This is a genomic window from Treponema sp. UBA3813 (genome assembly GCA_002368605.1).
In the GTDB taxonomy this organism is placed as follows: Bacteria; Spirochaetota; Spirochaetia; order Treponematales; family Treponemataceae; genus Treponema_D.
This window is the reverse complement of the sequence record DFEB01000004.1, coordinates 14,370-34,781: the sequence shown is the minus strand read 5'-3', so window position 1 is coordinate 34,781 and position 20,412 is coordinate 14,370. Positions and strand designations below refer to the sequence as shown.

The 20,412-nt window shown below is 45.0% G+C and carries 12 protein-coding genes; 3 read left to right on the top strand and 9 right to left on the bottom strand.

What is annotated here, in order from left to right; all coding sequences use genetic code 11:
- The 6 genes from B2089_RS00260 to B2089_RS00235 all read right to left on the bottom strand — a co-directional run.
- A partial coding sequence (locus tag B2089_RS00260) for a carbon starvation CstA family protein (protein ID WP_296685269.1) occupies positions 1–1,115 on the bottom strand: 1,115 nt, incomplete at its 3' end.
- Between the two features lie 36 nt (positions 1,116–1,151).
- The gene (locus B2089_RS00255; RefSeq protein WP_296320962.1) at positions 1,152–1,694 is read right to left on the bottom strand and encodes a hypothetical protein; all 543 of its coding nucleotides are present in this window, start codon (positions 1,692–1,694) and stop codon (positions 1,152–1,154) included.
- Positions 1,695–1,763: 69 nt separating this feature from the next.
- Positions 1,764–2,945 (bottom strand): glycoside hydrolase family 5 protein, encoded by a 1,182-nt coding sequence (locus B2089_RS00250; protein WP_296320960.1) that lies wholly within the window; start codon positions 2,943–2,945, stop codon positions 1,764–1,766.
- A gap of 10 nt (positions 2,946–2,955) precedes the next feature.
- On the bottom strand, positions 2,956–5,238 hold the full coding sequence (locus B2089_RS00245; RefSeq protein WP_296320958.1) for a carbohydrate binding domain-containing protein: 2,283 nt from the start codon (positions 5,236–5,238) through the stop codon (positions 2,956–2,958).
- A 122-nt stretch (positions 5,239–5,360) separates the two neighbouring features.
- Complete coding sequence (locus B2089_RS00240; protein ID WP_296320957.1) at positions 5,361–5,966, bottom strand: hypothetical protein; 606 nt, start codon at positions 5,964–5,966, stop codon at positions 5,361–5,363.
- Positions 5,967–5,998: 32 nt separating this feature from the next.
- Positions 5,999–7,273 carry a hypothetical protein gene (locus B2089_RS00235; protein WP_296320954.1) on the bottom strand — a complete coding sequence of 425 codons (1,275 nt, stop codon included), beginning with the start codon at positions 7,271–7,273 and terminating at the stop codon, positions 5,999–6,001.
- Positions 7,274–7,538: 265 nt separating this feature from the next.
- Between B2089_RS00235 and B2089_RS00230 the strand changes: the two genes are divergently transcribed.
- Complete coding sequence (locus B2089_RS00230; RefSeq protein WP_296320951.1) at positions 7,539–10,883, top strand: hypothetical protein; 3,345 nt, start codon at positions 7,539–7,541, stop codon at positions 10,881–10,883.
- Between the two features lie 3 nt (positions 10,884–10,886).
- The gene (locus B2089_RS00225; RefSeq protein ID WP_296320948.1) at positions 10,887–12,788 is read left to right on the top strand and encodes a GGDEF domain-containing protein; all 1,902 of its coding nucleotides are present in this window, start codon (positions 10,887–10,889) and stop codon (positions 12,786–12,788) included.
- 6 nt (positions 12,789–12,794) lie between these two features.
- On the opposite strand, the gene B2089_RS00220 is transcribed toward B2089_RS00225, so the two are convergent.
- The 3 genes from B2089_RS00220 to B2089_RS00210 all read right to left on the bottom strand — a co-directional run bounded on the left by B2089_RS00220 (position 12,795) and on the right by B2089_RS00210 (position 18,920).
- Entirely contained in the window at positions 12,795–15,206 is a 2,412-nt protein-coding gene (locus B2089_RS00220) for a GH36-type glycosyl hydrolase domain-containing protein (RefSeq protein ID WP_296320943.1), read from the bottom strand.
- Positions 15,207–15,322: 116 nt separating this feature from the next.
- Entirely contained in the window at positions 15,323–18,151 is a 2,829-nt protein-coding gene (locus B2089_RS00215; RefSeq protein ID WP_296320940.1) for a glycoside hydrolase family 3 protein, read from the bottom strand.
- 22 nt (positions 18,152–18,173) lie between these two features.
- The gene (locus B2089_RS00210) at positions 18,174–18,920 is read right to left on the bottom strand and encodes a helix-turn-helix transcriptional regulator (protein ID WP_296320937.1); all 747 of its coding nucleotides are present in this window, start codon (positions 18,918–18,920) and stop codon (positions 18,174–18,176) included.
- A gap of 161 nt (positions 18,921–19,081) precedes the next feature.
- On the opposite strand from B2089_RS00210, the gene B2089_RS00205 reads away from it, so the two are divergent.
- Positions 19,082–20,407, top strand: coding sequence for a carbohydrate ABC transporter substrate-binding protein (locus B2089_RS00205; RefSeq protein ID WP_296320934.1), 1,326 nt, complete (start codon positions 19,082–19,084; stop codon positions 20,405–20,407).
- Positions 20,408–20,412 lie beyond the last annotated feature (5 nt).

The following is a 20,412-nucleotide window of genomic DNA, read 5'->3' as shown; positions in this document are numbered from 1 at the left end:
TCTTTTTTGCCCCAAGCTTCCCAAACTACACCGACAGCAATCAAAGAAATGATGCCAAGAGCAGACTCGATGAGCATTGAGCCGTAGCCGATTGCCTTCGCGTGCTTTTCGTTATCAAGCTGCTTTGAAGAAGTTCCAGAAGCAATGAGAGAATGGAAGCCAGAGCAGGCACCACAGGCAACAGTGATGAACAATGTCGGGAACATGTAGTTTGCTCCAACTTTCCATCCGTTGAATGCAGGAATTGCAAAAGCAGTGTTTCCGCGGAATGCAGAAGTTACGATGCCAACAAGAGCGATGAGCATCATTGCATAGAGCAAATATGATGAAAGATAATCGCGAGGCTGGAGCATAATCCAGACAGGAATAAGCGAAGCGATTGCGATATAAAGACCGATGATAACAATCCATGCGTTGCGGCTGAGAGCAAAACCAACATTCAAACCAAGAACGATGATTCCTGCGATTGCGATGATTCCGATGATTGTAGCCGGCAAAGTCTTAATGCCAAATCGGTTTGTAAGAACGCCGTAAGCGACAGCAAGGAAAATGAAGAGCACAGAAATGATTGCTGTTGTCTGGTTGTTTGTAAGACCCTGAGCCTTTGTTACAAAGCCAGTTACGAGATTTCCGGCAGCATCCGGCTTTGTGAGGAATGTACCTGCAACAACATTTACGAATGAAGCGATTACCAGAATCAAAACGAGCAAGGCAAAAATAATGAACAATTTTTTTGAAGTTTTGCCCATTGAAGCCTTGATGATTTCACCCACAGATTTTCCGTCATTTCGGGCAGAAGCGAAGAGAGAACCAAAATCCTGCAAGCCGCCGAAGAAAATACCGCCGATTACACACCACAAGAATACCGGAACCCAGCCAAAAACTGCGGCCAAAATCGGACCGTTAATCGGGCCTGCACCAGCGATTGAAGAAAAGTGATGTCCCATAAGAACCGCAGGCTTAGCGGCAACATAATCAACACCGTCTGCATGAGTTTCAGCAGGCGTTTTCTTAGTGGGGTCGATTCCCCACTGCTTTGCCAACCATGAGCCATAGAAAACATAGCCACAGAAAAGCAAGGCGATTGCAGCAAGTATGATTAATAATGCTGTCATTTTGTACTCCTTTCCTCCATAATGGAGAGAAACTTTTTATTTTAGCGAAGCCACGAGCTTTTTTAAGTCCGAGCCGCGCCGATTGGTGACAGCCCGCCCCGTTGAAGACTCGTAGGCCAATGCCCTAAATGAAGACCAGCCGTAAAGGCCGAATTTATATGATTTGTAGAATTTTTGCTTTTTGATGATTTTGATGGATTCTTCTGGAATTTTGTCGGAAAGGATGATGAGGATGATGTCGGTGTTGCGGTGCCCGTAGTATGGCGTGATTCTCTCAAGCCCCCTTTCCCAGGCGATTTTGGAAAGCTCCGTGACCTTTTCGGGAGGGAGAGATGCTGAAATAAATTCAGCATGACCGTCATTCTGAGCTTGACTCAGAATCTCATTATTTATATAGAAGAAAACAATCTCGTTGGAATCCATGTCCGCGATTTTTGCGGCTTTGACCAACATGTACTGCTCATTGTGGGATTTGAAAAGGGCTTCAGCGACAAAGGGAGCATCGACATTTTCTTTGGAAACCGTGTAATAGTCCCCGAAGGATTTTAATAATCGCTCCAAAACTTCGTTGCTATTCATAGTAACGATTGTAGGACTATTTAAAGCTTCGGTCAATAGAAGCAAATTTAAATTTTCGCAAGACAGTCTTTACTCTTTTGCAAATTCCACCAGCTCCGGGTAGAACCAAGTTAAGTCTCTTCTATTAAAATAGCCGTGTCTCTCCCCTTTTTCGCCGCTGGGATAAGTCACCATGTTGTCCCAGAGAATCACCGGAATCTTGGCGAACCTGGCCTTTGAGACATAAGAATTCGTCCACTTAACGCGCTCATCAAGATTTCCCTTGTCGCTCGCGCTCATCTCACCGATGACGACAGCCATTCCCTTTGAGGTGAATTTGTTCCAAAGGGAGTCGAAAAGCCAGGAAACAGCCCCCTCATAATTCTTTGTGAAAGTCTTTTCGCTGTCCTCGTTCATGCAGAATTCATAGGGAGTGTAGGCGTGAACTGAAACGATGAGCCTTCCTGCAGAATCATCGGGAAGTGACCAGTTATCGGTCAAATCTGGATTGGCGGCGTAAGTCGGAATCATTACATAGCGGCTGGCATTTTTCCCACCTGCGGCACGAATAGCCTGGAGACAGACTTTTTCGTATTCGCAAATAGTTTTGTTCGCGTCAGAGATATTTTTGCCCTGTCCGTACCATTCATAGCCAGTTCCCACACAGCGAGGCTCGTTCAGGACTTCAAAAATCAGCCTTTCATCATAATTCTTGAATTCCTTCGCCACCTGAGACCAGACGGAATTGAGGTAATTTTTTGAGAGAATTTTCGTATTTGGATTCTGGGAGACACAAAATCCGTAGCAAGTATTCATCTGAGCCTCGGAAAGATTGTCGTGATGAATGTTGATAATCACGCGCAATCCTGCCTCCAGCGACCAGTCTACCACGGTTTTGACCCGTTTTATCCAAGAAGAATCCACCGTGTAGACTTTGTTTTTCTGGCTTTTGATATGATTGTGCCATGAAACAGGAATTCTGATTGTCTTAAAGCCCTGAGCGCGGACTGCCTGAATCATCTCTTTTGTAGTGACGGGCATTCCCCAGCTCGTTTCAGTTGAATTTCCCTTGTTTTCCCGGTCAGAATATGAGCAGGCGTCAAAGGTGTTCCCAAGATTCCAGCCAGAGCCGAGGGAAGAAATAAATTCTGCTGTCGATGGCAAAATTACGCTTTCTGCTTCGCCGCTTTCACCCATCGCCGCTTCACTACATGCGAATAAAAGACTGAATGAAAGAACAAGGAAAAAATTCCTGAACATGGCTTTTTTCATAATCTACCGCCTATTTTTTTTCGTTCTTTTGAACTTCAATGACAGAAATCGAATCAATGGTGACTGTGTGACTCTGAGAAATCGGTTTTCCAGAGACCGCTCCCATTGAAATCGTGAAGATTACATTGGGGTCGGTTTCCATTCCCATCGTAAACTGCCAGCTGTATTCCTTGAATTCTCTTCCAACATTGAATTTGAGGGTATTTGAATAGGGATACCAGTTGTCGTCTTTTGCCCCGTCGCGCTGAAGAGCCAGCATAATCGTTCTGTCCAAATCAGACTTGGCCTTGAGGGTGATTTTGTAAATTTTGCCCTTTTCCAGCAAGCAACCGTTCTGTTTGAGCTGAATCATCCAGTCCATACTGCCCGTATTGTCGATTTTGACTTCTGCCGCTCCGTTCACAACATCAAACTTAGCCTTTGAGCTTTCATTTGCGTAAAGTTCCCAGCCGGAATCTCCCCTGTCAAAGTCTCCGTTAATGACGACGCAATTTTCCTTGACATAAACATTGTCCACGCAGACCGTAGCTCCGTCACTTCCCAAAAGAAGCTGAAAATCGATTTCCTTGTCGCTTTCTGGAACATAAACCCATTCATAATGACCAGGAATCAATGCCTTTGTCTTTGAATCGGTTTTTGCCTGAAGAACGCGGATTTTCTGCTCCACATCACCGTATTTTACAAGGATATTTGTAGTTTTTGAAGAATAGGCATCGAATTTGACGATATAATCCTTACCTTTTTCAAGTTTGATTCCAGTCTGCTTGACGATGACATCCTCGTTCTTTGCTTTTTTGGGTGAGACGACTTTGAGCATTCTCGCCCGGTCGCGCGTCACGCTGATTTGGGCATTTGCCTTGTTGTCGATTTCCCAGCTTCCCAAGCGATTTTTGCCTTCCTGAAAGTTACCGTTGAAAACATAGTTTCCGTCAGGGAGACACTTTTTTCCGAATGAGAGGTCAATTTCACCGATTTTTTCAAGGCGGATATTGGAGATGTAAATCGTTGCCGTCGAATCCTGTGCGCCGCAGTTGTATTCAAGACGACATTCAGGGTCAGAATCAGCAATCATGTTGAATTCATAAGAGAAATGCTGCTTCTGTGTGGTGAGGTCAACTTTTACATCACCGAAGCGGCGGGCATAACTGTTGTTGGGAGCAGAAATTCCCGTAATCATAGTGCGTTTTGCGTCAGCATAAGCGTCGAATGAATAGCGATAACGATAACCTTGATTGAGAGGAACTTTTGCCTGCACATACTGAACGGAATATTCAAGGCTTCCTTCGTTCGTACTTTTGATCGCGTGATTTTTGCCATCGCTTTCTACCGAACCGACTCCGCCACCAGCAGTGAGGAATTCCCAGGCGCTTTTCTGATTTGAAATCATGTTGCCGGAAGCGTCTGTTTTTGCCACGACAGGAGCTTTTGCGGGCTTTTCCACATTCTCATTGTATTCTTTTTTCTGATAGACTTTTACATAGTCAACGAACATTTTCGCATCATCTTTTTTAGGATCAAAATCCGTAGTCTCGTCCGGGTAACCGACCCAAGAGCCGCCTACAGCCACATTGAAGATGATGTAGAAAGGCTGGTCAAAAGGAGCGGGGAAAGTCTGCTCGCCGAAGCCAGGCCTTTTTGTAAACCAGTCCTTTGCGGTTTTGTAATTTACGCCGTCACAGTACCAGCGGATTTCGCCAGGCTCCCACTCCACGGCGAATGTGTGGAATTCGTCGGCGAAATTGCCTTTGTCGAGGACGCGCGTTCCCTGCACCATTCCATGCGGCTCGCCGAAGTGAAGGGTTCCGTAGAGCTTGTTTGTCTCCTGCCCCATTACTTCCATAATATCTATCTCACCGCACTTAGGCCACTGACCGTAATAGCTTTCGTCGTCAGGCATCATCCAGAATGCCGGCAAAAATCCCATTCCCTTGGGAACTTTAAGCCGGGCCTCAAAGCGTCCGTAAGTGAAAGCGTGTTTTCCCTGAGTGTTGATTCGACCGGAAGTGTATGCGGAGGTGCCGTCTTTTTTTTCGCTTTTGAGAGCCTGAATCACCAGGCAGCCGTCTTTAAGATAAGTGTTCTTTTTTGAGTCGTCGTAGCTCTGCAACTCCGCGTTGACCCAGCCAGGCTCATGGAATTCATAATTCCAGTCCTTGGTGTTGAGTTTTTTTCCGTTGAAGTCATCTTTCCAAACCAAATCAGCGTCCGTGTATTCAGAAGCCTTTCCCTGAGCAAAAACAGAAGAAGCCGCCAGCAGGAGAGAAGAAGTAAGCAAGATTTTCGCCATTTTCATAAGATTTCCTCCAGAATTTAGTGTAAAAAAACGCCGGCAGAAAGAGAGGTTAGGTGCAATCTACCGGCGGAAAAATTGAGTTCTAATAAACTGTCAGAATTTCGCCATGACAGTTTTTTCTTTTATTTTGCTTTGTAAATTCCTTTAAAGATAACTTTACCAGTTCCACGGAGATTTACAGTACATTGGCTTGCAGTATCAAGGAAGTCAACAGAAGCAAGAGGAATTTCCGCAACGCCCTTTTCCTTGTTGAACATGTTTGTAGCATTTATGACTTTTGAATTTTTATTTTCATCTTCAACTTTCAATTCAAAAGATGGATACTCATCGCTTCCATCACGGAAGATAAAATCTTTGGTATCCAACTCAACAACAATATGGGTGTATCCGCTCAAATCACCCTTTGTAAAACAAACTGGAATTGTTGCCATGCCAGAAGGATCCCAGCCAGTTCCATGCGTAACGGTGTATGTATCATTTTTCGTTATTTTCGTTCCGCTGCCCCATACATTATCGTCAGATTGAATTCCGCTAATGATAGATTCTTTTGTTAGTCCTGATGATTCTGGATTCTGTGCCCCTCCTCCCTTATTTGCAGGATTGATGATATTTGCCTCTACAAAGGGATCGTCGGTATCAAGGTCATCACCGTTGCTGCACGAAAACATTCCTGCGAGAAGCAGAAGAGCCACAAAAGATCCTGTTAAATTTCTTACCAATTTTTTCATAGTCATATCCTCCTTTTTTTTATGTTTTCAAATTAGAAATTTTTCATCTTAACTGTAAACGGAACGCTTACAATCCATGATTTTCCGTATGCGACTTTGTGATATTTCGACAGCTGATCGTATTTTACGCCCACATCGATTTCGGCACCAGAAATCATGAAGTTCATGCCGACTTTGTAGCTCATATTGAACGAATCTTTGAAATGTTTGTCCAAAAGCCAAACTCGTGTAACAGTATTTCCCCAAGCAGCATCGTCCTGATTTGAAGAAAGCTGAATATATGGCTTTAAGTCGTCAATGTTTGCGTGAGAACCTGTGTTGTATTCTGCCTTGAAGTTGAATTCCATGTAGTTAACATCTGTCTTTGCGTCTCCGTTTCGAATTGTGACAGGAGCATGAAGATAGAATTTAAAGGCATCGACATTGATTTCACTGTATGCGTCAAGACAAACGCCGTTCATTTCCCATTTTTCTTTAGTAGCGTTGTAATCAAATCCGAAAATCGGCTGGATAAAAGAATATGTCCAGTCATCGTTGTAGCCGATTCCGAACCGGGCCACACGCCATGTTCCGTTTCGCTTGTCATCCTGTCCGCCATCACGGAAAGAAGCCTGGAATTCAAATTTATTCCAATAGTATCGCGCACCAAGGCCCCAGGGGGCAATTTTTGTCTTTTTTTCGTTGCTTCCGTCTTTATTGTACATGGCAGAAGTATCTTCTTTATTTTCTGATTTGACAGAGCCTTTTATTCCAGGGGTGATTCCAGCATTAATTATAAGCTGTTCTGTCGGACGGATTTCAGTTCCAAAACCCCATCCGTCAGCGTCGCAATTATTGATATATGCAGGATGTTTAGTCCAATCGCGTTCCGTTACGGCAAAAGGATTTCCGACCTTCCATTCATCAATTTTTTCTTTGAAATGCTCATCACATCCGACATAGCCAACCTGAATCTTAACCATATCAATCGGCTTAAACCAAACATAAGTTCTTCGGAAATGAGCAGCCCAGTCGTCCTCGCCATCAGGCTTCTCCTTTGTTGCAGTCTTATACCACATAGCGATGTGCGCACCTGCGTTTCCATTGTCAACTTCGATAATAAGTCCATCATCATCTTTTTGATTTCTAGGCTCATTTGAGAGATAAGACCATTCCTTGTCACCGCTCTGCTTGTCCTTTTCGACATGCATAATATCTCCACCTAGTTTTACATTTGCCTTGATATCTGCGGCAAAAACAGAAACATTTCCTAAGCCCATAGCAAGGCCTGTGATAAAAAAAGCTTTCATCATTTTTCTAATAGCCATAAGCATCTCCTTTTTCTTATGGCTCAAGTTTCCACTTGAAGAGGGGGAAAAAATATCAATTTTTTATCCCAAATACTACATTTTTATTCAAAAAACAATTTTTTTTGTAATTTTCTGCATTTTACTTTTCTGGCTTTTTTTCACATCTGACTTTGCAATAGAATATTGATATTAAAACAAAGTTTTTGATATTTTTTTTACAAATCCGCGACAATAATTTTCGAAGGAAATCTCAAAAAGGAAAAATCACTCCTCGGAGGAAGATATGAAAAAAATTGTTTCTGGCAGCACGGTCTTTTTGGACGGCGAAGAATTTTACAAAATCGAAAATTTTGACTTGATGGACGATTTTTTCATGACGATTACAAGCTCCAGCGATGTCTGGAATTTCTGCTGGGCCCAGGGCGGAATCACTGCCGGTCGCAAAAACGAGTCATTTTCAATTTTCCCCTATTATACTTGCGACAAAATTCAGGACATGAAGGCGGTTACAGGCCCACTCACCATAATCAAAATCAAAAACGAGGGAAAAAAAGGCATTCTCTGGCAGCCCTTTGAAAATCTTTACAGCACGGGGGCAAAACGCTACAAAGAAGAAGTCGGCATCGTCCGCAATATTTACAAAAATCTGAACGGAAGCAAGGTTTGGTTTGAGGAAATCAACCTGCTGGCAGGAATTTCTTTCCGCTACGGTTGGACTTCAAGCGCAAAATACGGGCTCGTGCGACTTTGCCGGGTGGAGAATTTGAGCGATAAAAAAGTTCATCTTACGATTCTCGACGGAAGCCGCAACATTCTCCCCTCTTCCTGCGATTCCGCCATTCAAAACACAAAGAGCGTTCTCCTCGACGCCTACAAAAAATCTGAGGCAGAAAGTGAATCTAACATCGCCCTTTTTACGCTTTCTTCTATTGTAACAGACCGGGCAGAGCCTAGCGAATCTCTCAAAACGAACATTTCCTGGTTCACTACGAAAGACCCCATAATTCTCTCAGAAAATGCCGTGGAATATTTTATGGAAGGAAAGCTGGATTTTCTTCTGGCACAAAAAAAAGAGCTGAATGGAAAGCGGGGACAGTGTTTCATCATTCACGAGAGCGAGCTTGCGGGAAAAAGCGCGGAATGTTGGGAGCAGGTTTTCGATGTGAACTTTGACGCAAGCCGACTGGTCGCTCTGGAAAGCGAAATTTCTGACCGGGACAAGGCATGGCGGCTTCTTGAAGAAGATATTCGCGCCACCAACGAGGCTCTGGAAGAAAAAATCGCTCAGGCAGACGGAATTCAGGCTTCGGGCAACAAAATCACTGACCTGCACCACCGAACGAATGTAATGTTCAATATTATGCGGGGTGGCCTCTTCGCAGACGGCGGAAAAATCCGCACGGAAGATTTCATCGATTTTGCAAAGATGAGAAATCACGAACTGGGGCAGGAAATTTCAAAAATCATAGAAGGAAGCCCCCTCGCCAATTCCACCGTAAGCCACAGGGATTTGGAAAATCTTCTCTTTAAAAGCGAAAATCTGCAAATCAAAAGGCTTTTTCTGGAATATATGCCCCTCACTTTCTCCCGCCGCCACGGAGACCCAAGCCGACCATGGAATCGCTTTAACATCGACCTGCAAAGCGGAGACGGAAGGGAAAAAATCAACTATGAGGGTAACTGGCGGGACATTTTCCAGAACTGGGAAGCGCTTTTGTGGTCTTACCCGGAATATGCCCGGCACGCCTGCTCTCTTTTCGTAAACGCCATGACAGCGGAAGGCTTCAATCCCTACAGAATCAGCAGGGCTGGCCTTGACTGGGAAGTTCCTGAAGAGGGAAATCCCTGGGCTCAGTTCGGCTTTTGGGGCGATCATCAGGTCATTTACTTGCAGAAAATCCTTGAATTCTTGTGGAAATACGAGGGAGAGAAATTCATTTCTCTTTTAAACGAAGGACTTTTCTCTACGGCAAATATTCCCTACAGAATCAAAAGCTACGGCGAAATCCTAAAAGATCCGCGGAATTCTATTCGCTTTGACTACGAGCTGGATTCAAAATTGCGAAAAAATGAAAAGGAATTCGGCACTGACGCGCGCTGCATTCAAAACAAAGACGGCTCCCTCCAGCTTACGACGCTGACAACAAAAATCATTCAAATCATTCTGGCGAAAATGCTCAATCATATCCCGGAGGCAGGCATTTGGATGAACACCCAGCGGCCTGAATGGAACGATGCCAACAATGCTCTGGCAGGCTACGGCACTTCTGTCGTGACCATGTGTTATCTGGAGAGAATGCTTTCATTTCTGGTGAAAATTTTTGAAAACAGGACAGGCACCTTCTCTTTAAACGGAATTGTCGCCAAAACCCTTAAAGAAGCGGTGGAAATTTATAAGGATTTTGCCTCACAGACGGCAGAAAAAGTCACTGATTCTCAACGGAAAGAATTCACCGACAAAATCGGGCTTCTTTTTGAAAGGGAGCGAAATTTACTCTACGAAGCAGGCTTTTCTGGAAAAAACGAGCAGCTTACGGCTCAAAAAATCGCCTCACATTTAAGAGTTTTCCTCGCCGCCTTGAGAAAATCAATCGAAGCCAACAAGCGGGAGGACGGACTTTTCCATTCCTACAATTCGGTCATTATCACGGAGGGAGAAATCCGCGTCGTCAATTTAAAACTTATGCTGGAAGGACAAGTTGCCGCACTGAGCAGCAATATTCTTGAAAAGAAAGAAAAAAAACAGCTGCTTGAAGCCTTGCGTCACAGCGATTTGTTTGAGGAAAACCAGCACTCATATCTGCTCCAGCCCAACGCGAAACTTCCGGATTTCATGGAAAAAAATTGTCTGGTCGAAAAAGATTTGCGGGGGCTTACGGATTTTCTCTCACGAAGCAAAAATGCAGTCTTCATCAAGGATTTGCGGGGAATCTATCACTTTAACTCGGATTTCAGAAACGCCGAATGTCTCAGCAAGACCCTTGATTCTCTTCCAGAAGAAAGTCAGCCTAACAAGCATGAGAGGGAACTTCTCCTTAGTCTCTACGAAAAAACATTCAATCACCAGACTTTCACCGGACGGTCGGGAACTTTCTACGCTTACGAAGGCCTGGGAAGCATCTACTGGCACATGGTCTCAAAATTGCTTCTCGCCACTCAGGAAAATATCACCAGCGCGAAAGGGCCTCTCATCTCTTTCTACAAAGACATAAAAGCCGGACTTGGAGCCAGCAAAACCCCAGTGGAATACGGAGCCTTTCCCTTTGATCCATATTCTCACACTCCCTTTAAGCAGGGAGCAAAACAGCCGGGCATGACAGGTCAGGTTAAAGAAGAGATTTTAGGCCGCTGGCTTGAGTTGGGTCTGGACATCGATGGGGGAAAAGCGGTCTTTAATCCCATTTACCTCGATAAAAAAGATTTTGATGAAAACGGCGAGCTTTCCTTCACTTGGTGCGGCACTGACATCATCTACAAAATAAACCAAAATGAAGAAAACCTGCTGAAAGTGACGCTTGCAAACGGCGAAAAACGGGAATTTGCAGGAAAAAATCTGGGCGAAGAAGAAAGCCGCCTCCTCTTTTCAAGAAGCGGAGAAATCCTTAAAATTGAGGTGCTGGTTCGCTAAAAAATGAAAAAAGTTGCCTTGCTGGTACAGGACTTAGACTCAGACTATTTCACTTTCATGGTGGATGGCGCAAAGCGTTACTGTCAGAAGTACGGGCATCAGCTTTTTGTCTTCATAATCCGCGGCAAGAACTGGAGCCACGGCTCTTTCGATTATCAGTTTTATGCCGCCTGCAAGCTCCTCACCAAAAAGAACATCGACGGAATTCTTTTGGCCACGAATACTTACTGTCAGAACGCTCCCGAATCGAAGCGGACCTCGCTGGTCAAAGAATTTTCCTATGTGCCTCTCGTGAGCATTGGCGCCCATATCCCCGATGTTTTCAGCGTGATTTCCGACAACAAAGCCGCATTCAAAGAACTTCTTCGTCATCTGGCGGATGTCCACGGCAAAAAAAACATAGTCCTCATGCTTCCCCTTTCCACTTCGGTGGACATTATCCTGCGAAGGCAGGCTTACGAGGAATTTTTGCAGGAAAGAGGAATTGCCCTCGACGAGTCAAAAATCATTTACGCCGATTACACATACGAAGACTCGCGGGAAAGCCTTTCCCATCTCTGCCCCAAAAAAGAAGATGTCTACTTTGACGCAATCGTCACTTGCAGCGACGACCTTGCCTTTGGCTGCATTGCCTACCTTAGGGAACTTGGCATTTCCGTTCCCGAAGAAGTTGCGGTCACGGGTTTCGACAACCAAAAACGCTGCCTTTATTCAAATCCGGAACTCACAAGCATTGACCAGCAGATTTCCCTCCAAGCCTTTCAAGCGGGCGAATTTTTGGAAAAACAGTTTAAAAATCCGGCTTCGCAGGCAGAAATTTGCTCAGTTCCATCAATCGTCTTTTACCGGGAATCCTGCGGCTGCTCCAAGAGCCAGAATCTCGAAGAAATGAAAAATAAATTCGACACAGAAGAGCTTATTCTTCACCGGAAGGAAGTCATCGCCCACTTTCACTTTTTCTTGCAGGAAATGCAGGCTTCTCTTTCCCTCACTGAATTCAAACTGCTATTGATTCGAAATCTGCGGGATTACGGCATCCACTCCTGTGTGATTTGCCTTTACGACGACCCCATTTATTACGGAAAAAACGATGATTTTGAGCTTCCCGACTCAGCAAAGGTTTTGATTGCCTTTTCCGGTCACAATTATTACGAAAATCTTGAATCTGCGGTAACGAATCCCCGCAAACAGATGATTCCAGAGGGATTTTCCTTTGAGGAAGGAAAGTCCGTGGTGGTTTCAAGCCTCTTTAACACTTCATTCCAATACGGCTATGTGGCTTACACGCCGGGAGCCATTGAGCCGAGAATGTACGAGCTTATTTTCAGCGCAACGGGAATAGCCCTCGCCTCAAATCGCCTTCTTTCCCTCAAAGACAAGGAAACTAAAAAACTGGCTGACGCAAACCAAAATCTTAAAGCCGCATCCGTCACCGACTCCCTTACAGGCGTATTCAACCGGGGCGGATTCATGAAATATGCCGAGCGAATTATCAAAAATGCCAGAGAAAAGAAGGAATCCGGAGCCGTCATCTACGGCGATATGGATCATCTCAAAAAAATCAACGACGAGCTTGGCCATGACATGGGAGACGCCGCAATTGTGGCAGAAGTTTCCGTCCTCAAAAAAGTATTCCGCGATTCAGACATAATCGGACGCATGGGAGGCGATGAATTTGCCATTGTCGCCCCCAACCTGAACGAATCGGGCTTCCTTCAGCTCTGCGCCCGCCTGGAATCCGAAAGCGAGAGCTACAACAAGAGCAGCAATGCTCCCTTCACCCTTTCAATCAGCTTGGGCATGGTTTCATTCGCTTCAGAAAACTACGACTTAGCCACCCTGCTCAAAAAAGCCGATGAACGCCAATACGAACAAAAACGCGCCCATCACAAGGCGCGTTCATAAGATTTCCTACATTACCAGCTTAATTTCGGTCACGGCGGTCAGCTGCTTTTCGCTCACATAGTTGTCGGCCTGTTTTTCGCCGTTCACATAGAATTCGCTCCAGCCGCTTTCCTTTCCATTTGGATTTTCCACCCGGATTTTAAGCTTTTTGCCTCGGAAAGTTTTTTCTGCCTCGAAAGACTTCCACTCGCCGGGGATTGACGGTGCCAGCCGTAAGCCGCCGAAGTCCGGTCTCATGCCCAAAATTCCTTCCACACAGCCCACCATGACGGTTGAGGCCGTTCCCGTAAGCCAGTGAACATGGCTGCGCCCAAAGTGAGGGCTTGCCTTTCCCTCGGTGAACTGTCCGTAACAGTAAGGCTCCAGCTTTCGGATTTCTGCCATTTCGTTTTGTGCAGAAGGAGCGTTTTCCATAAAATACTGGAAGGCCCGCTTTCCGTGACCGCTCAAAGCCTCGGCAAGGATAATCCAGCCCTGAGTCTGGGAGAAAATTCCCGCGTTTTCTTTAACGCCCGCATTGTAAATTACAGCCAAAGCTCCGTCGAAAGCGTGGGAATGATAAGGCGGATCCATCAAAACCGCGCCGTACTGAGTGTTGAGCTGCTTGCTCACTGAATCCAAAGCCTTTTCTGCCTGCTCTTTTGTGGCCATGCCCGAAATGACAGACCAGCTCTGAGGATTCAGCCAGAGATTTGCCTCCGGGTCGCCTTTCTTTCCGATAGTTTCCCCCGCTTCGGTAAAGCCACGGATAAAGCGGTCTTCGTTCCAGCACAAATCATTCATGAGTTTTTTGAAGTAAGTCTGAGAACGGTCGATGAAAGCGATATAATCAGTGTCATTTTTGTAAGATGCAAAATACTTGATTACGCTCATGGCATAGTAATACTGGAAGGCAACGAAAGAAGACTCGCCGTTTTTTCCCAGGCGGAGACAATCATTCCAGTCAGCGTAAAGACCCGCCGGAAGACCGTGAGGCCCTAATCGCTCCATAGAGAACTGAATCGCCCTCTTCAAATGCTCGTAAACCGTGCCAGAATCCTTGTTGGCGAAAGGAATCACCTCATCGATAAAAGCCAGGTTTCCTGTTTCGGCGACATATTTATAGACCGTGGGGAAAAGCCAGAGAGCATCGTCTGCCCGGTAAGCCGGATGGCCTGTCTCCTTGACATAGCTTGCGTCATCGGGAGTGTCTTCCTGCCCCGCCTTGTGGGTGAATTTTACCAGAGGAAGTCCGCCACCGTTATCCACCTGAGCCGAAAGCATAAAACGGATTTTTTCAAGAGCCATTTCTGGCGCAAGATGAATCACGCCCTGAATGTCCTGAACCGTATCCCGGTAACCGTATCCGTTTCGCAAGCCGCAATAAATGAAGGAGGCCGCGCGAGACCAGATAAAGGTCATAAAACAGTTGTAGGCGTTCCATGTGTTAATCATGGTGTTGAATTCAGCACTGGGAGTTTTGACCTGGAAATTCTCGAATTTACCGTGCCACCATGCTTTAAGCTCAGAAAGCTCTTTCTCGCAAGTTTTTTTCACATCAGCGTACTTTGCGATGATTTTCTCAGCCTCGTCAGAATATTTCATTCCCACGATAAAGGCGATTGATTTTTCTTCCCCGGCCTCAAGGCAGATTTCCGCAGAAAGAGCGCCGCAGGAATTCTCGTTGTAAGAAAGTTTGTTTCCCAAGTCGCCCCTTTCGATTCCCAGAGGATTTGAGTAAGAGCGGTATGCGCCCAAAAATTCCTCTTTGTCACCGCAATAAGAAGCCACATCGCTTCCCGCTAAGCCGAAGAATCGCTCCGTGACGATTTTATTGTCCACCGGCTTGTCCTTTTCCACATCGGCAAGATTTCCGTGAACGGCCTGCATAATCCGGTTTTTCTCAAAATAAGTCCGTCCGATAAAAAGCGAATACTGCAAATTCACCTGATCCTGCTCGTAATTAGAATTGTTGGTGAATTCAGCATAGCCCGAAATCGTAAGAGTGCGTTTTTTCCCAGAAGTATTTTTGACTTTAAGATTCCAGACTTCATAGGAAGCATCAAGGGGAACATAATACAAAGCCTCTGAGTGAATTCCCTCATAATCAGCAAGCATTTTCGTGTAAGCCGTTCCGTGACGGCACTCGCTTTTGTAGGATTTTAAATCTTTTCCCACCGGCTGCCATGAAGCCGACCAAAAATCACGGTTTTCATTGTCGCGGATATAAATATAGCGGCCCGGCTGGTCAAAATTGTTGAAGACATAGCGCAAAAGCCGGCCATTTGCTCCTGATTTCGCAAAACTGTAGCCGCCCGCATTGTTAGAAATAATGGCACCGTACTCAGGCGATCCAAGATAATTTGCCCAGGGAGCCGGCGTATCCGGGCGGGTAATCACATATTCACGAGCCTCGTCGTCAAAATAACCGTATTTCATGTATACCTCCTACTTTTTCAATAGTAGGCATATTATAGGCTCTAGTCGGAAGGCTAAACTAACATTTTTTTGGGAAAAATATCAATAAAATAAAATATATATCTAGCTTTCCCCTCTTACTCATACTCGCCAGACGAAATCGGTGAAAGTCGCTCTCGGCGCAGGCAGAGACATTGCACGAGAATTCCGGGCTTTGTGTGTTCCAGATTGATTTTGTAAACTCCTTTTTTGAGTACAAGCTGAACCGCTACAGAATACATGGTCACGCCGTTGGTACTGCGGCACTCAAATGAACCTACAGACTCGCCGTTAATCAGGACATTTGAAATCGACTGGGAAAGTGTATCGCCGCCGTCCTTGATAAATCCGCCGAAAACCTCATAGCTTGCCGTTTCAGGGACATCAAAATACATGTCCCCTGAAAGGGCGGAATCCGTGGCATATTCTTCGGGAGCATAGATTTTTACTCCAGCGGGAACAGAATCAAGCACTGTCGAAATAGTGATTTCTGATTTTAATGGACGAAGAGGCACATGAGCGGCATAGGTCTCTGTGATAAAAAGAAGAATGTCTTTTACGCAAACTTGCAATTCAGAGCGCATAAGAGAGCCGTTTTTTAAAGCCTCAGGAAGATTGTCGCCAAAGCCGCCTGATTCTGCCGTGTCATTTACGACAACCATATAAATATCGTTTCTGGCCCGAATCATATAGGACATGTTCCTGCCGCTGGCTTCCCCGCCTTTTTCGCAATCGTTCATGGCCGCCCACCAGTCCGTCATCACGAGACCAGTAAAGCCCCACTCTTTCCGCAAAATTGAAGTGTTAAGGTCGAAATTTGACGCCGATTTGTGACCGTTGACGCCATTGTATGAAGTCATCACGGCGCGGGCATTTCCTTCTTTGACGGCAATTTCAAATGGACGAAGATAAATTTCCCTAAGGGCACGCTCTGAAACCACGGAATTTTCGGTACGGCGGTGGGATTCCTGATTATTGAGGGCAAAATGCTTGATAGTTCCAATGCCGCCAGAACGGGCAAGCCCCTTGCACATTGCCGCCGCCATTTTTCCCGAAAGAAGAGGGTCTTCCGAATAATATTCAAAATTGCGGCCATTCAGCGGACTTCGGTGGATATTACAGCCCGGCCCCAGCAAAACATCGATATTTTTTGAAATCATCTCTTTTGCAAGAGCCTCGTACAAATCTTCCACAAGGGCTGGATTCCATGTACAGGCAAGGAGTGTTCCGATTGGCACAAGGCTTGCTTCTTTTCCGTTGTCCATGCGGATTCCAGAAGGGCCATCAGAGCAGGCAACAGCCGGAATTCCCCTGTCATGAAGGCTCTGACTGATTCCTCCAAAAGCCGATGCCAGACCCGCCGTGACTTTCCGGCTCATCATGCCCTCACCCCGCACAAGAGTCATAAGTTCTTTGTCAGAAAGCGAGGCGACGAATTCATCGATAAGGGCAGGATTTTTTACCACATCGGGGAATTGGATTTTTGCAGGGTTAGATGCTGAAACAAGTTCAGCATGGCCGAGCTCTTTTGGGAGATTGGCCTTTATTTTTTCACCGAGATTTTCCTGACTCAGGGGAACTTTTTCTGAAAGAAGCTCAAATCCGCCGTCAGATTTTTGATTTCCTGCCTTTAAACGGGAAAATTCTTTTTGGGGAGCGCAACACTGGCTGAGTTTTTCAAGTACCCTCGTCTTCGTCACCGTGAATTCACTGCCGTCAGCAATTTTTCCGTTTTTTGAAAGGATTTTTTCGCCGTGCAAGGCATCACTGCCCAAATAAAGGGAATAAATTCCTTCTTCAAGGATATATGAATAGGCATTTCCGCTCTCACCAGAATCATCGTATGAGGCCAGGTTTTTAACGGGGAAAGAGATTTTTACGATTTCGCTCTTTCCGCTCTCAAGTTCCTTTGTTTTTGCAAAATCACAGAGAACACGGGCCGCCTTTCCCAGCTTTCCCTGAGGACACTCAGCATAAACCTGCACGATTTCAGCGCCAGTCCTGCTTCCCGAATTAGTGACTTTAACTTCGAGGTAGAGATTTTCTTCATCAAAATCGTATTTTTGAACTTCCTGCGTAAAAGTCGTGTAAGAAAGTCCGAATCCAAAGGGAAACTGAACTTTTTCTTTCGCGAAGGTCGTAAAATAACGGTAGCCCACGAAAATATCCTCTTCGTAAACTTCATCTTCCGCGCTTCCGAAATTTTTGGTGGAAGGATAATCTTCAAGTTTGAAAGCGATTGTGTCGCTCAACTTGCCGCTGGGGGATTTTTTGCCACAAAGGATGTCGGCACAAGCCTGTCCGCCCTGCATTCCTCCCTGCCATGAATAAAGCAAAGCCCTGATGTGACCGGAAAATTCTTCTGATTCAAGCCAAGAAGTGTCGATTATGTTAGACACATTGAGAATCACGCAGACTTCCTCAAAAGAATCGCAGATTTTCCGTAAATTTTCCCTTTCTGTTTTGGTAAGATAGAAGCTCCCCTCTTCCGCCTTGTTATCCTGATCTTCGCCAGCCGTTCTTCCGATAAGAAAGATTGCTTTTTTGGATTTTGCCGCCGCCGCCTTTACCAGCTCATCGCTCAAGGACATTTCCACCTGACACCAAGGTTCGCTGGCCCATTCGCCGTTTCCGCTGTCAAAGGGATGTTCGTTAATCCAATTTTTGTAGACTTGGATTAATTCTTGATTGAGAGCTGGGATTTTAAATCCTTCCTTTTTGAGATTTTCAAAACCGTCAAGGAGATTCACGCTGAAAGGAACATGAACCGAGCCGCCGGAGCCAGTTCCGCTTTTATAGTAGTTAACCTGACATCGCCCGAAAACAGAAATCGAGTCCGACTCCCCCAAAGGAAGCATATTTTTTTCGTTTTTAAGAAGAACAATGCCCTGCCCTGCTGATTCGCGAATGATGCTCTGAAAATCCATAAAAACTCCTTGCAGGCTTATTTTAATTTTCTTTGCGGGGAAGATTAGCCCGATAATGAACTTCCCTATATTTTTTTGGCGTAATTCCGCAGAATTTTCGGAAGACGCTGATAAAATAACTTTCGGTGCTGAACTGAAGGTAATTTGAGATATCGCTGACAGAATAATCCGTAATTGACAGCAGGTTTTTTGCCGCCTCAACCCGCTTTTTCTGAATATACTGGGCGATAGTAATCCCAACTTCTGCATGGAAAATTTTTGAGATATAAGAAGAACTCATGCTTGAAGCCTCTGCCAGATCCTCAAGTGTGATTTTTTCATGCAAATTGTTATAGATGAAATCAATACACTGCGAGACAGGCTTTGAATAGAGCTTTCGCTGTTTATGATCCTGCATTCGCCGAACATAAGCCTCGCACAATTCCTCGTGGATTTTGCGGATTTCCTCGGAACTGTTGCAGACATCAATTTTTTGGATATAGATGTCGCTCAGATTATAGGCCGCTTCCATCTCAAGGCCAGATTCAATCACATAACGGGTAATCATGGCCACCGTTATGATAAGATGATATTTAAGATTCCTGAGTGGATTATCGCTCAACTTTCCGAAACCTTCTACATTGAGAGGCATAAAAAGCCGCTTCATTTCTTCCATGTTGCCGCTTCCAATTGCCTGATAAAAAGCCATTTCGCGGTCATAAGAAATATGATTTACGAGATATTCGCGGTTTTTGAATTCAACTTTTGCAAGTTCCTTTTGTATTTCCATATTCTTTTGACTTTTTTGCAAAACAGAGTGATACTAGAATTATACAACAGCTTTTCTTAAACGAATACTAAAATTTATCCATATTTTTGTTATTTTTTCAAATTTATTGATATTTTTGCCTAGTATTCGGACTTAGACTCATACAAAAAAAGGAGGAATGTATGAAAAAAATTCTTGCAGCTGCAGCAGCTATTGCGGCTTTGATGGCACTCACTGGATGCAAATCTGAAAAAAAAGCAGATGTTGCACAGTCTGGAAAAGTATTGAACATCTATGTATGGAATACTGAATTTCAAGAGCGTTTCAACACCTATTATGCTTCAAAGCTTCCGGCAGATGTAAAAGTCAACTGGATTATAACACCGAATCAGGATAATGCTTATCAGAACAAACTTGATGAGGCACTTATGCGACAGGATTCTCTGCCAAATGACGAGAAAATCGATCTCTTCCTCGTTGAAGCAGACTATGCCCTCAAATATGTCAACACAGACTTCACCCTTGATGTCATTAAAGATTTGGGAATCACCCAGGAAGATATCAAGAATCAATACAAATACACAAAAGATATCATGACCGATTCAAAAGGAAATCTTAAAGGCCTTACTTGGCAGGCTTGTCCGGGCGGATTCATCTACCGCCGCTCAATCGCGAAAGATGTTCTCGGCACAGACAATCCAGATGAAGTAGGCAAAGCACTCTCTGACTGGCAGAAATTCAATGATGTCGCGAAAGAAGCAAAGAAAAAGGGATACTTCATGCTTTCTGGTTATGATGACGCATTCCGCGCATTCAGCGACAACATGACAAAGCCTTGGGTTGTAGAAGACAAAATCATTATTGACCCGCAGATTGAGTCATGGATTGCACAGACAAAAGAATTCACAGAAAACGGCTATAACAACAAGGCTTCTCTCTGGAGCGCAGAAAGCACTCAGGGCATGGGCGGCAAAGGAAAGGTTTTCGGCTACTTCGGACCAGCATGGTTCATCGACTTCGTTATGGCTCCTGGTTCTTTGAATGACCAGAACGCAGAGAAAAAACTCGGAAACGGCTCTTACGGAGACTGGGCATTCTGTAAAGGTCCACAGGGCTTCTCTTGGGGTGGCACATGGATTTGTGGCGCAAAGGGCAGCGATAACATCGAAATTATCCGCGATATCCTCAAAACACTCACTTGTGACGCAGAAGTCATGACAGAAATCGCTAAAAAATCAGGTGATTTCACCAACAATATTCCTGCAATGGAAGCGGTTGCCGCAAGCGACTATCAGAATCCATTCTTGGGCGGTCAGAACCACATCAAATTCTTCCTGGACTCTGCAAAAAGCATCGACAAGAGCTGCATCACTCAGTACGATCAGGGCATGAGCGAGAAGATTCAGTCTGCCATGAAGGATTATTTCAACGGAAAAGTTTCACTTGATCAGGCATGGGCAAACTTCTATACCTCAATTCAGGAACTCTATCCGCGTCTTAAGAAATAAAAGAC